This is a genomic window from candidate division WOR-3 bacterium (genome assembly GCA_039804025.1).
GTDB lineage: Bacteria > Hydrothermota > Hydrothermia > Hydrothermales > JAJRUZ01 > JBCNVI01.
Genome location: JBDRZP010000001.1, coordinates 1 through 14,496, shown reverse-complemented (window position 1 = coordinate 14,496; position 14,496 = coordinate 1). Strand labels below are relative to the sequence as shown.

The following is a 14,496-nucleotide window of genomic DNA, read 5'->3' as shown; positions in this document are numbered from 1 at the left end:
AATTTTATTTTATTGAATAAAAACCGCTTCCCTCATTTCTTATAATTCCCTTTATTTCAAGATTAATTAAAATGGAAATCAGCTCTCCAGTTTCAATTTTGATTTTTTCCCTTATCTCGTCTATACTTTTTCTTCCATTCTCTTTAAGGAATTCAAAAATTTCCTTTTCTTTACCTTCAAGTTTTATTTCTTCTTTTTCTGCTTTTTCTTCAATTCCGAGATATTCAAGAATTTCTGAAGGATCTGTTACAAGGATTGCGCCTTGTTTTATGAGGAAATTTGGTCCTCTACTTTTGGGAGAGTAAATTTCTCCAGGTATTGCAAAAATTTCCTTACCCATATCAAGTGCCCATTTTACTGTTATAAATGTTCCTGATTTTTCTCCAGCTTCAACAATAAGTAATGCTTCAGATAAAGCAGCTATTATTCTATTACGCATAGGAAAATTATAGGCAAAGGGTTTTGTATCAGGAGGATATTCAGAAATTAAACTTCCATTTTCCTCTATTTTCTTGAATATTTTTATATTTTCAGGTGGATAGAAAACATTAAGACCTGAACCAAAGATACATATTGTTTCTCCTCCTGCTTCAATTGCTCCGAGATGGGCTATTGTATCAATTCCCCTTGCTCCTCCACTTACAATCACAACTCCTTTTTCAGATAATTTTTTAGAAAACTCAAGAGCAACCTCTCTACCATATTTTGTGGGTTTTCTTGTTCCTATTATTCCTATTTTTCTTTTTTTAAGAGTGCTAATTTTCCCTTTCATATAAATAACAAGAGGAGGAATAGGACATCTCTTTAATTCTTCTGGGTATTGATTATCAAATATTGTTAATATTTTTATACCCAACCTCTCACAATCTTTTATTATTTCCTTTGCTTTTTTTAAAAATTCTTTTTCAATTTTAAAATCTTCTTTTAAAAACTTTTCAAGAGTAATATTTTTTTCCTTTAAGGAAATTGCTATAATTTTTTCTTTTTCCATTAATTAAAAAATTCTTTAAAAGTTTTCTTTAAATCTTCTGCATATTCTGTTTTTTGAAGAGAGATGAAGATTTGGTAAAGTCTTTTTAGTATATTTGGGTCAAAATTCTGGGGAAGAGTAGGTAATTTTTTAAGCATTTTATAAAGCGAAAGGGCTGCTTTTTCCATTATGTAACTGTTTTTATCATCTAGAAAGTTTATAATTATATTTATATCATTTTCATTTGCCCATTCCCCAAGTATAATTAAAGAGGCTCCTTTTTCAAACCAGTATCCCTTTAAAAGAATGTGGAGCACTTTTTCTCTTAAGTGTCTGCCTGTTCTTGCAATTGCCATAGCAGCTCTTTCCCTCACAAGAAAACTTGGATAGGATAGGTATTCAAAAATTTTTTCTGGTTCCCTTCTTTCTTCCAGTTTATTAATTTCTTCTAAAATTTTAAAAATTTCATTCATTTAAAAACTCCTCCAGTTTTTCTTTTAATTTTTGAACTCCCTCACCGGTTAAAGCAGAAATTTCAAGTGCATCTTCCTTAAAAGGGTTTTTAAAACTCTCTATGTCCTTTTTATTTATAACAAGTATTCTCTTTTTTTCAAGAAGTAAAGGGTTATAGTTTTTAAGCTCCTTTAAAAGAATATTGTAATCTTTTTTTGGATTTTCAGTTGTTCCATCAATTAGGAAAACAAGTATTTTTGATCTTTCAATATGCCTTAAAAATTTTAAACCAAGTCCCTTACCTTTACTCGCTCCTTCAATTATTCCGGGAACATCACAGATTGTATATCTCCTGAATTTATTGTCTCTCTGGACACCAATATTGGGAGTTAAAGTTGTAAATGGATAGGGAGCGGTCTTTGCATCTGTTCCTGTTAATCTGTTTAAAAGAGTTGTTTTCCCACTGTTAGGAAGTCCTATTATTGATACATCCGATAAGGTTTTAAGTTCTAAAATTATTTCCTTTTCCTCTCCTTTTTTTCCTTTTTCACATATTCTTGGAGTTCTGTTTGTTGGAGAAGCAAAATGTGCATTTCCTCTACCTCCTTTTCCTCCTTTTGCTACAAGAATTCTTTCTTTGTCTTTAATTATTTCACCTATTACTTTATTTTTCTTTGCATCTATAATAATTGTTCCGAGTGGAACTTTAAGAATTATATCCTCACCATTTTTACCATGCATTTTTTTACCTTTTCCATTTTCACCGTCTTCTGCTTTGTAAAACCTTTTATATTTGTAATCAAGTAAAGTCATTAAATTTTCATCACCTTCAATATAAACATTACCACCTCTGCCTCCGTCTCCACCATCTGGTCCTCCTTTTGGAACATATTTTTCTCTTCTGAAACTTATACATCCATCTCCCCCATTGCCCCCTTTTACTTTTATTTTTACATAATCAACAAAGTGCTCTTTTTTCATTTATAAAATTTTTTCTTTATGTAATCTTCAACAACCTTTGGAACAAGACCTTTTAGTTCACCTTTTAAAAGTGCAATTTCTCTTACCATCGTTGATGATAAATAGGCATATTTTTCAGATGGCATCATAAAGATAATTTCAATATCAGGATTTAATTTTCTATTCATCCAGGCCATCTGAAATTCATATTCAAAGTCCGATACTGCTCTTAACCCCCTTATTATAACTTTAGCCTTCTTTTTTCTTGCAAAATCAACTAAAAGTCCTTCAAGTTTTTCAACACAAACTCTTTTTTCCTTATTAAAGACTTTTTTTATAAGTTCAATCCTCTCCTCAGAATCAAGAAGCAATTTTTTGTATGAAGGTGTTCCAACTGCTATTATTAATTTATCAAAAATATATAAAGCTCTTTTTATAAGATCCACATGTCCTAAGGTAAGTGGATCAAAACTACCTGGATAAATTGCCAAAGAAGAGAATTTTTGTTTCACCATAATTAACCTCCCTTTTGATTAAATCATTTATCTCATTTAATTTGTTTCTTTTACTTATTTCAAATATTAATACTCCCTGGTTTAGAATGTTGAGAATATTAATTATGAATTCTCTTTTTATTTTATAGTTATAAGGCGGGTCGGCAAAAATTACATCAAATTTTTCTTCACTTTTTTTAACAAATCTTTCAGCATCAATTTTTATTATTTTAGTTTTATCTTCTATTTTTAATTCCTTTATGTTTTTTTTAATAACTTCAATACATTTTTGAGATTTTTCAACAAAATAACAGAATTTCGCACCTCTTGAAATTGCTTCAATACCTATATTTCCAGAGCCTGCAAAAAGGTCAAGAAAAATAGAGTTAATAACTTTATTTCCCAGTATGTCAAATATACCCTTTTTAACTTTATCCTGAGTGGTTCTTATGAAATCCGGGACATATATATTTTTGCCTTTTAAGAATCCGGCTTTAATTTTTATTTTTGACATTATTTGTCTAATTCAATTTTATATTTCTTAATTTTTTCATAGATCATCTGTCTTGAAAGTCCTGATATTTCTGCAGCTTTTTGGATATTGTACCCTGTATTTTTCAGTAAATTTAAAAGATAATTTTTTTCAAAAATTTCCTTTGCTTTTTTGTATTCAAGATTTGTATCATAATTGAGAGTGATTTCAGTTTTTATCGGTAAATGTTGTGCTTCAATTTTATCCTTTTCACATATTATATAGGCATGTTCAATTATGTTTTTTAATTCTCTTATATTACCTGGGAATGAATAATTTAATAAAATATCTATAGCTTCTTTTGAAAACCCCCTTATTTTCTTTTTGTATTTTTTTTCAAGTTCTTCTAAAAAGAAACTTGCAAGGGGTAAAATATCTTCTTTTCTCTCTCTCAAAGGTGGGATTTCTATTACAAATACCTTGAGTCTATAAAAAAGGTCTTCTCTTAATTTTCCTTCTTTTAAGGCTTTTTCAGGGTTAATAACAGAAGCAGCGATTATTCTTATGTCTGTTTTTTTATATGTGGATGAACCAAGAGGTAAAAATTCTTTTGTTTCTAAAACCCTCAGCAATTTTGCCTGTACATTAAGTGGCATATTTGTTAATTCATCAAAAAATACTGTTCCACCATCTGCCATTTCTAAAATTCCCTTTTTAAGGACAGTGGCGCCTGTGAATGCTCCTTTTACATGACCAAAAAGTTCATTTTCAAAAAGAGTTTCAGGAATTGAACCACAATCAATGGCAAAGAATGGACCATTTTTTCTATTTGAATTTTCATGAATAAATCTTGCTAAAACTTCTTTACCAGTACCACTTTCTCCGGTAATGTATATTGGTGAGTCAGATTTAGCAGCCTTTTTTAAAATTCTTAAAATATTTTTCATTTTAATTGATCTTAAATTTAGACTTTCAAGCTCTCTTAATTCTCTTATTCTTTCCTTTAAATTTTCTATTTCGATTTTATTTTTGTACTCTATAATAGCTTTTTCTATATTGACAATTAATTCCTCACTTTTTAAAGGTTTTTTAAGATAAGAGGTTGCTCCCATTCGCATAGCCTTGACAGCATCCTCAACTTCTGCGTAAGCAGTTATAACCAAAACACTTGATTTTATTCCCATTTTCTTTATTTCTTCAAGGAGTTCAAGACCTGAGATTTCTGGCATTTTTACATCTGTAATTATAACTGGAAATTCTTCTTCACAATTTTTTAAATAATCTAATGCTTTTAAAGGATCACTAAAACATACAGGTTCATAGTCGTAATTTTTCAGTAAATTCTCAAGATAAAAAAGAACATTTTCATCATCTTCAATACATAAAATTTTTTTCATTCAGATTTTAAATATATATGTACTTTTGTCCCGAGCCCCTTTTTACTTTCAACTTTTATATTCCCCTCCATTCTTTCAATTAACCATTTTGATAAAGTTAAACCCAGTCCTGTTCCACCTGTTTCTCTTTTAGTTGTAAAGAATGGATTGAATATCTTGTCAATTATTTCTTCATCTATTCCTATCCCATTGTCAATAACTGAAATCCTCACATAATCTTTTTCTCTTTCAGTTTCCACAATTATTTCTCCTCCAAATTCAAGAGCATCTATGGAATTGAGGATTATGTGGATGAGTGATATTTCAAGAGCCGCTGGATTTGCTTTTACGGTTAAATTTTCTTCTCCCTTTCTTCTAAAACCTATATTTTTCGCTTTTATTCTTTCATTCAGGGTCATATAAGAAAGACCAATAATTTCATCAATATTTACTTTTTTAATTTCAAATTTTGAAAATTCAAGGGTATGGTCTATTAATTTAAAATGTTCTTTTAATTCAAAAACATTTTTCTCTAAATCATCTATTAAATAATATAAAGGCAAATCTTTTACCCTTTCTTTGATGATTTGAATTTTACTTTCAATATTTTTTATAGGATTTTTAATGGCGTTAAATAGTTCATAACCAACCTCTATCATTAAACTACTTGAACCAGTTTTAATTACATGAAGATGAAGATTATGCAGTTTTTCAAGAGCTTCATTTAATTTATAGGAGAGAAAATTTTTTGTAATCAGAATGGAAACATTATTGCACAGAAATTCAAACTTCTTTAAAATTTCTTCCTTTTTTAATTTTTCCTTTATTTCTGCAGCAATAATAAAGAAAAGGTCTTTTTCAGGTATAAAATATTTTGCCATTAGCTCGGTATCCTTTATCTTTAAAATTTTTGTTAAGCCTTCGTTTTTAATTTGAGTATTAGTATCAAGAAGTTCTTTTAAAATTTTGAGGTCATATTCAGAATCTACAGGAAACTGGTATATTTCTTCAAAGGGTTTTAATATTATTAAAAAAATTTTTAGTTTTTCTTCAAAAGCATCAAAAATTGTTCTGGGTATTTCCTCAAGGAGATTTTTAAAGTCGTGAATATTTATTAATTTACTCCATACGAGGTAAAGGGTCTCATATTCTTTTAATTTTATGTTTTTTTCTTCCAGCTCTTTTCTCTTTATTGATCTTTCTATGGAGAATCTTAATGCTTCTCTTGTAACAGGTTTTTCAAGGAAGTCATAGGCACCAAATTTAAGAGCTTCAATTGCTGCATTCATATCCCCATAGGCAGTGAGTATTATGGGGATAATATCAATATTTTTCTCTCTAATTCTTTTGAGTAGTTCAATTCCATCCATCTCAGGCATTCTTATGTCAATAAAAACAAGCTCAAATATTCCTGAGGAAAGTTTTTCAAGAGCTTCTTTTCCAGAATCCACTGTTTCTACAAAGTGACCTAAAGAATTAATAAGAGCCCTAACTGTATAAAGGACATTTTTATCATCATCAACAACTAATATTTTCATATAAAAATTTTACTTGACAATTTTCTTTTATTTCCATAAAATATTATTATGGGAAAATTTAAATTTATTTTATTTATTCTGCTTTTAATTACAGGAATTCCATTTTTTATTTACCAAAATTTTTATAAAGGTGAAAGTAAATTTAATACAAAGAATCTTGAATTTTTCCTTGAAAAGAATTATGGTGAAATTCTTTCAGTTTTTGCAAAAAACCTTGTTGATCCTGTTTTACTTGAAGAAAAGGAAACAATTGGTAGGATTGTTTCAGAATTAAAGAAAGTTTCTGGAATTGAATATGTAGCTGTAACCGATCTTAATGGGAATTTCCTTGTATCTTCAAAACCGGGGGAAGAGGGTAAAAAAATAAAGGATATTTTAGGTCAGGAGGTTAATATTGGAAAGAATGTAAGTCTTAATATTAATCAAAATTCAAATTTGATATATTTAAGAATTCCTATAAAACTTGAAGCAGCAAACACAGAAAAAACTGTAGGTAACTTAGTTATAGGTTTAAGTTATGTTATTATAAAAGATATATTTCAAGTTCAGGAAAGTAAAGATTCTCCGTTAGTTTTATTTGGAATATTTTTTATCTCAGCTTTAGTTATCTTTCTGCTTTCACAGATTTTAATATTTTCTCCAATTGATAAAAAAATAAAAAACTATGAGGCAAGGGAAAGAAAATATTTAACTTTTGAGAACCTAAAAAGGACAGAAGAGGAAACAAAAATATCAATAGCAAAACTTGAGGAAAGAAAAAAAGAGCTTGAGGTGGAAATAAGTGACCTGGAAAAGAGATTAACAGAGAAGAAGAAAGAACTTGAGGAAACAGATGTGGGTAAAATTGTTATGGAACTTGAAGAGAAAAAGAAATTTCTTGAGGAAGAGATTGAAAAATTGAAGAAGGAAGAGGAAGAGGTAAGAGCAAAACTTATAAGAGAAAAGACAGAACAGGAAGAACTTAAAAAGAGGCTTGATATTATAAGGCAGAAAATGAAACAGATAATGGGTCCTTAAAGTTCTTTTAGTATCTTGGATAAATTTTTTAAAAAATCCTCTCCAATATAAAATTGGTAAAAACTATCTATTATATTCAAAATCAATTCCTCATTAAGAGATTTTAAATTTTTACATTTTTCTGTATTTTCCTTCAGTAAAAATTTTAAATAGGCTAAATTTTTTTTATCAATATAGATTTTTTCCTCAAATTCTTTTGCACAATTAAAACAAAACATCCCTCCTTCACTTGTAATAAAAAAGCCCTCTTCTAACTTCCTTTTACATTTTATGCAATTTTGTAGTTCTGGTCCGATACCTGATACACTTAGAAACTTCATAAGTAAAGATAAAAGAACATTTTTATTAACCTCCCCCAAGGAATTTAGTTCTTTTAAAAAAGAGAAGGTAAAATCGTATATTGAGGAAAATTTTGTATTTTCTCCTATATACTTTTCAATTTTTTCAAGTAAAAAGTAAGAGATTAGAAATTTTTTGTAATCATTAAAAATTTTTTCCGGTTTCCATAAAAGCTTTACTTCTCTCATTTTACCAAACTCTGAAGTTTCCTTTTTATGATAGATAACTTCAATTAGATTTCCTGCTGATATTATTCCCTTATAAGGGTTAGTAGTCCTTTTTACACCAAAGGCTATTATCTTAACTCCTCCAGATTTTTCAGAAAAAAATTTAAAAATTAAAGAACTTTCTTTAAAATTTATAGTTCTTAGAACTAACCCTTTTTCTTTTTTTATAAAAAGGACTTCTTTAATAGCTCTTTAAAGTAATAATAAAAATTACCCTTCTATCAGGTAATACTCTATCTGAAATATTTTCACTGTACTTCGCTAACATATATAGCATTTCTGATTTAATCCTTAATCCTAAATATAATCTACTTCCATTTCCGTATAGCGGTTCTAAATAAAAGGAAGATGGTGGTTCTGCTTCATACACATATATCCTTTTATTGTAATCATTAATGTTAAAACTGTAAATTCCGGTGAAAAATATGCCCTTTTGAAATTCAATTCCGCCGAGTATACCCGGTGATGTAAGAATGTAATTATCCCATTCAAAGTAAAGTTTATAACTTATTTCAAACTCTTTTGTTTTATGACTTAATTCATTTTTAAATCGGAGTCTATGAATACTTGTTTTTCTATCTTTTATTTCAAAAAAGTAGGAAAAAGGTTTAGTTAGTTTTAGTGATCCTCTTATATAACTTTCATAGCCCCCAGCCTTTTCAGAATTTAAAAAAATTCTTTCTTCAAATCTTAAAAGAATTCTTTTGAATTTTCCTTCCCACCTTACTCCTACTCCATATTCATCTCTACCTTCTCTTTTCCAGTCAAATTTTGTATTAAAATAGTTTATATGGTTCTTGGGAAGAGAATAAATAAATACAAACAGTCTTGAAAAATCATATATTTTTCTTATTCCTGAATAAAAAAATACTTTTTTATTAATGAATCCAATTTCATAAAAAAGGTATAAAGAGCCAAATATTGAGCCTGTTAAAGAAAAAAAGGGTAAATTTTTGTTTTCTTTTAAGTCTTTCAGAAAACCGACAAGAGGGAAAATCTGTAATCTTTCAAAAGGAAAGGATATAAAAAAGGTATAGAAGGTATCTTTTTCATAACCAAAACCTGTATCAAAATTTTTATAGGAAAAAGCTACTCCCCTTATTCCTATATCTTTTGAATATGAAATAACGGGCTTAAGCCTTTTTAAATTTGATGGCAAGTAAAATAATTCAGGGGAAAAAGCATAATATTTTCCAAACAGGAGTCCTTTACCGAATTCAAAAAGATAATCCCCTAATATGATGCTTAATCCCTTATATTTTATTTCACCATAAAATTTATCAATATCACTGAAATTATAATGAGTAAACCCGAAATCAAAAATAGAGTAAAGCCCTTTTATTTTTCCCTTTACGTTTCTATAGAATCTATTTTCTCCGTATTTATCATAATATGAACCCTTTGTTTCCTGATAAAAGTTAAAAATAAAAATATTAAAGTCAAAATAATTCTCAAGGTAATCATACTCTGGGGATAAATTTAATCTGTGTTTAAAGTCGTTAAAATCAATAAAAAAACCATTTTTTCTTTCTTCTATAATTTTTTTTGCTAAATCCTTTGTTATCCCTGGTATGTCTAAAATTTCATTGTATTCAGCCTTATTTATGTTTAGTTTTATAAATTCTTTTTGATATATTTCTTCAATAAGGGGTTCAGATAACTCTTCTTCTTCAATATCCTGTGCAAAAATTGAGGTAAAAATGATTAAAATTATTAAAAGGTTCTTTTTATTATAAAATCGCATAAATTTTTTAAAAAACTTGTATCATAGGGTAAATTATCAAGAATAAATTTTGCCCTATCAATATGAGATTTTGCAATTTCAATAGATTTTTCAAGCCCGAAAACCTTCACATAGGTCATTTTATTTATATCCTTTTTAACCCTTTTACCTACTTTTTCTTTATCTCCTGTTAAATCAAGAATATCATCTTGTATCTGAAAAGCCATTCCCATTTCTAAGCCTATTTCTTTAAATTTTTCTACTTCTTCTTTTTTAGCATTTGCTAAAATTGCTCCTATTTCAAGACATGATGAAAAAAATTTTGCTGTTTTTTCTAAATGAATTTTTTTGAGATAATTTTCATCTGGTTCCATTTTTTCTCCTTTTATGTCAAGAACTTCTCCTTCAATTACTCCCTTTGGTCCAAGTGCTTTTACAAAAGAATCTAAAGCTCTTAACAATTTAAGAGGTTCTGATTTTGATTTCAAAAAAACTTCTATTCCGTAGATAAAAAGGGCATCACCTGCTAAAACTGCAATGTCCTCTCCATAGGCTTTATGGACAGTTGGGACCCCTCTTCTTAAATCGTCATTATCAATACAGGGTAAATCATCGTGTATTAAGGTAAATGTATGAACAATTTCAATTGCACATGCAGGAGGTATTATTTCATGGTCTTCTTTTCCACCGCATATTCTATAAGTTTCGTAGGTTAATATAGGTCTTATTCTTTTTCCACCTGCAAGGATAAGGTGTTGCATTGCCTCTTTCAAAGGTGAAGTAACATTTTCTAAGGAAAGGAATTTTAAAAGATTTTCTTCAATCTTTTTCTTCCTTATTTCATACTCTCTTAAAAAATTTTCCATTAAATTTTAATTTTAATTCCAAAGTTAAAGGCAAAAGTTTTTAATGGATTTACAAATCTTTTCCCTTGTCCACCTATTTTCTGTATACCTGAAAGCACTCCTAAGAAAGGTGTTGTTCTTGCACCAAGGTATAGTGAGAAGAAGGGGAGATTCAAGTTACTGCCTAAACCAAATGTAACATTTGGAGGTGTAAATAGGTAGAAATCCTCATATTTTAAATATCTCCATGAAAAAACACTTCCGTAATTTATGTGAAAGAAACCTGCTCCAAAGCCTGAAGATACCATAAAGTAGGCTTTACCAAAGGCATATCTTCCCTGAGGTAAATCTATTCCACCTGCAAGGTTTAAATTTATAATTAAAAGGTTTATATTTGCTCCTGCATTAAGCCCTAAAAGTCCTGGAAATTTAAGTGATTTCCTTAAAATTTCATGTTCAAGGTTATTATAAAAAAACTCTACCGAATCAATATTTACTTGTCCTGTTATTGTTCTGTTTATAGTATCAACAGTTATGTTATTTGTATCAATCAGATATTTGCTTATTCCATCAATGTAAGAATAGAGTCCTTGAATTCCACCAGAAAGGGTGAAGGGAAAGTTATAATTAAAGGAGAATCCTGCTGTTATTAAAGGAACCTGAACTTTTGCACCGAGAACAACTCCAAATTGTGTTCCTGAAAAATCACCAGTTATTTTATCATTGAAAATTTTGTCCTTAAAGGGTCCATTTATACTTATATTTACATTCCAGGGTCTTCCCAGATTATCCTTGAAGGTTGAATCAATTCTTAAAGTTATACTTTGAAAATTTCCCTTTATATCATAGTTAAGATCAGCTTTTCCTGAGTATCTTTTAATATTGATTCCTGCTCCCAAACCAATAATTCCAAATCCAATGGATGCACCTATATTAAAAGGGGAAAGTTGACTTTTTAAAGTACCATTTCCATTAAAAATAAGGTTTCCATCGCCCTCTAATTTTATTTTTACAGGTATTGTTACATTTTTTGGTATATCAGGATGGTCTTCTTTTGATAAAAAATCTTTTATTTTTAAATCTAAGGAAATGTTATTTAGATAATTTAAATCAAGGTTCGCTCCATATATCTCTTCATTATAGTAGGAAATTCCTAGATCTATTAAACCAACTTTTGTTTTTGCTCCTAAAAAATCAAATCCTCCTTTATCTTCTGCTGTAAGTTTTAAAGGTATTTCATATTTTGGGATTTCAGTTCCTCCTATGGAGTCAATTCCAATAGGAATATTAAAGTCTATTTCTGTTTTAAAACCATTGCTTCCAAATATAACAAGTTCATTTTTTGCTCCAAAGTGTAAAGAAGCAGGATTCAGGTTTTCTCCTATAATACCTTCTCCTTGAGATACATCTAAAAATCCCCTATGTAGAAAATAAAGGGAATTTAAAGGTGTTCTGTAATAAAAATTTAAAGAAGTTTGAATAAAAATGAAAATGTGTAAAAAATTCATTTAAAAAAATAACGGAGAGGGCGGGATTTGAACCCGCGAGACCCCTTTTGGGGGTCTGCACGATTTCCAGTCGTGCCCCTTCGACCAGGCTCGGGCACCTCTCCTTTTTAATAAAAATACTATAAATTTGAATTTCTTTTCAAATATAAAGGGTATTCCTTTTTTCTTTTGCCTTGTATAATTTAATGTCAAGTTTTTTTAATATGTTTTCAATATCTTTTATTTCTTCCCAGTTAAACCTTTCTCCACCGATACTTAAAGTAGTTTTTACTTTTTTACCCTCTATAGAAAATTCTTTATTTTCAAAATATTTTCTTAAGTTTTCCATTACTTCTTTTGCTTTTTCAAAGGGTTCATCAAAAATGATAACAAATTCATCACCTCCGTATCTGAAAATAATATTTTTTGTATCTCTTAGTAAATTTCTAATTTCATTTGAAAATTCTCTTAAATAATGGTCTCCCTGAATATGTCCAAAATTATCATTTATTTTTTTAAAATAATCTATATCAATCATAAAAACTGGTATATCGTCCCCTCTAAAAGTGCTTAAGATATCTTTAAGATGTTCTTCAAGATATAGAAGGTTATAAAATTTTGTGAGTGGGTCTCTGAAAGCTGCTTCTCTTAATTCATAATTTTTTAGAGAAATTTCATCGTATAACATTATTAATAGTTCTTCAATTCCTTCAAAAATTCCTTTTATTCTTTTTATTTTTGGGGGAAGCTTTTTGTTATTAATTATATAAACAATGAACTCGTAAATGTATTTCTTGTAATAAAAATCAATAAGAAATGTATAGATTAAAAAAAGGGTAAAAAGAGACAGAATAAGATAAAATAAATTAGAATTTTTAGAAAAAAATAAAAAAACCGGGAATAAAATTATAATAAGGAATTTTATGTAAATTGGCATAAAAAATTTCCTTTTTTTAAAATAATAAAAATAAGATTGACTGATTTTCAAAATTTTAAAGATATTTTTCTGATTTTATTTTAGGGAAGATAGATTTTCTTGATTAACATTTAGGAATTTATTTTTCTCTTACAAATAACCTTTTCCCTTTATACTTTATAATTTCCTCCTTCCAGAAGATCCGCATCTTTTTAGAAAAAAGAATAGGAGAAAAGAATGATATTATTGCAAGAATTAAAACGCCTAAGTGAAATATTATACCCTTAGAAGGGTAAGTTGAAAAGAGAAAAAGATAAATATATGCGAAGGTCAGAATAAAGAGGGTTCCCCCTATTTGAAAGTCGAAAAAGTAAAAAAGTTCAGTTGATTTATTTTTTAAAAATGGAGATTCTTTTGCACGGTTATACAAAGTATAAATGATTATTGGTAGCAATAATACCAATAAAGAAAGGAAGGCACTTTTTAAAATCGAAGGGAAAAGAAGATATTTAGAATAAGTATTAAAAAAAACTGTTAGAAATAAAATTATTACCAGAACGAGGTGTATAAAGTAGTACATAATTTTTTTCATTGTTGACCTCCCCTTATAAGACAGGAGAAAGCTCTTATTGTAGCATACACATAGCAGGGATTTATGCAATCTCTTACACAAATCCAATAATCATAATCCATACTTGGTTGACATGTAAATATATAACACAATGCTATACATCTTAAATACTCACTTAAACAAGCTGCTTTATTATATAAAGGTAAAGATTCTTCTCCCTTCTCAATAACTTGGGGATGATATTGAGGTGGTATTACCTCTTCCCAGTAATCTACAAAAATTTGGATTGGATCTGTTGAAACTATTATACCTGAAGAAGCAAAAGCATTAACAATATAACCATCACTAACAACCACAATATCTGATACACGAGGAGAATCTGTTTGGGTAACCCAGACTATTGCAATACCAGAATATTCTCCCATTATAGTGGGTGGATAGAATTCATTTGGAAGAAGTGCAACAACTTGTGGGTCTCTCATTCCTAATGTATCTACATATCCCTTCTCTTCCAATTTTCTGAATGATTCTTTAACTGCTGCATTTTTACTGAATTCATTCACTAAACTTTCTTTATTTTCCCCCTCTAATGTTATTGTTGGAGGATAAGTAACTTCTAATTTTTCTACATAATTCCCTGTAATTATCTCAACCCGATCAGGGAAAATTATTTTAATGGGTGCATTAATTTGAATCATGTAAGAATTATCAGATAGAGATAAGATAGTATTTATTGGTTCATATACAAACTTTTCATAAGGATTTGTAAGTCCAATTACACAGGCTTCCAGTGCCCTTATAACTCCATATCTTCCATCCCCTCTCACCCACTCCTTTGCATGAGGAAGAACATCATCTATTATTTTTTCTTTTGCTTCATCAATCTCATTTTCATTTATCTTATTCATTGCTGCATTTATTTTATTTAAAAATGCATTTTTTCTCTCTGAAAGAACAAAGAAAACTTCATTATTCATAATAGAAAATTTTATAGCATTTAAAAGATTTAAAGCAAATTCAATACCATTTGACACTGTATAGGGATTACTTCCAACCCTTATTGTATCTCCTGACCAATTTCTTATGAGAATATACCCAAAATTATAAC

14 protein-coding genes and 1 tRNA gene are annotated in these 14,496 nt (G+C 28.7%); 1 reads left to right on the top strand and 14 read right to left on the bottom strand.

The window, feature by feature from the left end:
- Positions 1-4 precede the first annotated feature (4 nt).
- The 7 genes from dprA to ABIN73_00045 are packed head-to-tail and all read right to left on the bottom strand — an operon-like array spanning position 5 to position 6,263.
- Positions 5-991, bottom strand: coding sequence for a DNA-processing protein DprA (gene dprA / locus ABIN73_00075; protein ID MEO0268122.1), 987 nt, complete (start codon positions 989-991; stop codon positions 5-7).
- Positions 991-1,443: a hypothetical protein gene (locus ABIN73_00070; GenBank protein ID MEO0268121.1), complete on the bottom strand. Its 453-nt coding sequence runs from the start codon at positions 1,441-1,443 to the stop codon at positions 991-993. The genes dprA and ABIN73_00070 overlap by 1 nt, the downstream gene beginning before the upstream one ends.
- Positions 1,436-2,404 (bottom strand): GTPase ObgE, encoded by a 969-nt coding sequence (obgE, locus tag ABIN73_00065; GenBank protein ID MEO0268120.1) that lies wholly within the window; start codon positions 2,402-2,404, stop codon positions 1,436-1,438. The genes ABIN73_00070 and obgE overlap by 8 nt, the downstream gene beginning before the upstream one ends.
- Positions 2,401-2,898 (bottom strand): pantetheine-phosphate adenylyltransferase, encoded by a 498-nt coding sequence (gene coaD, locus ABIN73_00060; GenBank protein MEO0268119.1) that lies wholly within the window; start codon positions 2,896-2,898, stop codon positions 2,401-2,403. Before coaD ends, obgE begins: the two co-directional genes overlap by 4 nt.
- A complete protein-coding gene (gene rsmD / locus ABIN73_00055; protein ID MEO0268118.1) occupies positions 2,855-3,391 on the bottom strand; it encodes a 16S rRNA (guanine(966)-N(2))-methyltransferase RsmD in 537 nt (178 codons plus the stop codon). The genes coaD and rsmD overlap by 44 nt, the downstream gene beginning before the upstream one ends.
- Positions 3,391-4,746, bottom strand: coding sequence for a sigma-54 dependent transcriptional regulator (locus tag ABIN73_00050; protein ID MEO0268117.1), 1,356 nt, complete (start codon positions 4,744-4,746; stop codon positions 3,391-3,393). Before ABIN73_00050 ends, rsmD begins: the two co-directional genes overlap by 1 nt.
- Positions 4,743-6,263 (bottom strand): response regulator, encoded by a 1,521-nt coding sequence (locus tag ABIN73_00045; GenBank protein ID MEO0268116.1) that lies wholly within the window; start codon positions 6,261-6,263, stop codon positions 4,743-4,745. Before ABIN73_00045 ends, ABIN73_00050 begins: the two co-directional genes overlap by 4 nt.
- A 48-nt stretch (positions 6,264-6,311) precedes the next feature.
- On the opposite strand from ABIN73_00045, the gene ABIN73_00040 reads away from it, so the two are divergent.
- Positions 6,312-7,280 carry a hypothetical protein gene (locus tag ABIN73_00040; GenBank protein ID MEO0268115.1) on the top strand — a complete coding sequence of 323 codons (969 nt, stop codon included), beginning with the start codon at positions 6,312-6,314 and terminating at the stop codon, positions 7,278-7,280.
- Here the strand turns inward: ABIN73_00040 and recO are convergent.
- The 7 genes from recO to ABIN73_00005 all read right to left on the bottom strand — a co-directional run.
- Positions 7,277-8,014, bottom strand: a complete 738-nt coding sequence (recO, locus tag ABIN73_00035) for a DNA repair protein RecO (protein MEO0268114.1) — start codon at positions 8,012-8,014, stop codon at positions 7,277-7,279. The genes ABIN73_00040 and recO overlap by 4 nt on opposite strands.
- A 13-nt stretch (positions 8,015-8,027) precedes the next feature.
- Complete coding sequence (locus tag ABIN73_00030; protein ID MEO0268113.1) at positions 8,028-9,590, bottom strand: helix-hairpin-helix domain-containing protein; 1,563 nt, start codon at positions 9,588-9,590, stop codon at positions 8,028-8,030.
- The gene (locus ABIN73_00025) at positions 9,560-10,435 is read right to left on the bottom strand and encodes a polyprenyl synthetase family protein (protein MEO0268112.1); all 876 of its coding nucleotides are present in this window, start codon (positions 10,433-10,435) and stop codon (positions 9,560-9,562) included. The genes ABIN73_00030 and ABIN73_00025 overlap by 31 nt, the downstream gene beginning before the upstream one ends.
- Complete coding sequence (locus tag ABIN73_00020) at positions 10,435-11,922, bottom strand: hypothetical protein (protein ID MEO0268111.1); 1,488 nt, start codon at positions 11,920-11,922, stop codon at positions 10,435-10,437. Before ABIN73_00020 ends, ABIN73_00025 begins: the two co-directional genes overlap by 1 nt.
- A gap of 12 nt (positions 11,923-11,934) precedes the next feature.
- Positions 11,935-12,026: transfer RNA gene (locus ABIN73_00015), tRNA-Ser, on the bottom strand.
- 35 nt (positions 12,027-12,061) lie between these two features.
- Complete coding sequence (locus ABIN73_00010; protein MEO0268110.1) at positions 12,062-12,838, bottom strand: GGDEF domain-containing protein; 777 nt, start codon at positions 12,836-12,838, stop codon at positions 12,062-12,064.
- Between the two features lie 567 nt (positions 12,839-13,405).
- A partial coding sequence (locus ABIN73_00005; GenBank protein MEO0268109.1) for a hypothetical protein occupies positions 13,406-14,496 on the bottom strand: 1,091 nt, incomplete at its 5' end.

Excerpts from the sequence above, each read along its gene's own strand:
- dprA (MEO0268122.1), bottom strand. The coding sequence starts at position 991 with ATGGAAAAAGAAAAAATTATAGCAATTTCCTTAAAGGAAAAAAATATT.
- ABIN73_00070 (MEO0268121.1), bottom strand. The coding sequence starts at position 1,443 with ATGAATGAAATTTTTAAAATTTTAGAAGAAATTAATAAACTGGAAGAA.
- obgE (MEO0268120.1), bottom strand. The coding sequence starts at position 2,404 with ATGAAAAAAGAGCACTTTGTTGATTATGTAAAAATAAAAGTAAAAGGG.
- coaD (MEO0268119.1), bottom strand. The coding sequence starts at position 2,898 with ATGGTGAAACAAAAATTCTCTTCTTTGGCAATTTATCCAGGTAGTTTT.
- rsmD (MEO0268118.1), bottom strand. The coding sequence starts at position 3,391 with ATGTCAAAAATAAAAATTAAAGCCGGATTCTTAAAAGGCAAAAATATA.
- ABIN73_00050 (MEO0268117.1), bottom strand. The coding sequence starts at position 4,746 with ATGAAAAAAATTTTATGTATTGAAGATGATGAAAATGTTCTTTTTTAT.
- ABIN73_00045 (MEO0268116.1), bottom strand. The coding sequence starts at position 6,263 with ATGAAAATATTAGTTGTTGATGATGATAAAAATGTCCTTTATACAGTT.
- ABIN73_00040 (MEO0268115.1), top strand. The coding sequence starts at position 6,312 with ATGGGAAAATTTAAATTTATTTTATTTATTCTGCTTTTAATTACAGGA.
- ABIN73_00030 (MEO0268113.1), bottom strand. The coding sequence starts at position 9,590 with ATGCGATTTTATAATAAAAAGAACCTTTTAATAATTTTAATCATTTTT.
- ABIN73_00025 (MEO0268112.1), bottom strand. The coding sequence starts at position 10,435 with ATGGAAAATTTTTTAAGAGAGTATGAAATAAGGAAGAAAAAGATTGAA.
- ABIN73_00020 (MEO0268111.1), bottom strand. The coding sequence starts at position 11,922 with ATGAATTTTTTACACATTTTCATTTTTATTCAAACTTCTTTAAATTTT.
- ABIN73_00010 (MEO0268110.1), bottom strand. The coding sequence starts at position 12,838 with ATGCCAATTTACATAAAATTCCTTATTATAATTTTATTCCCGGTTTTT.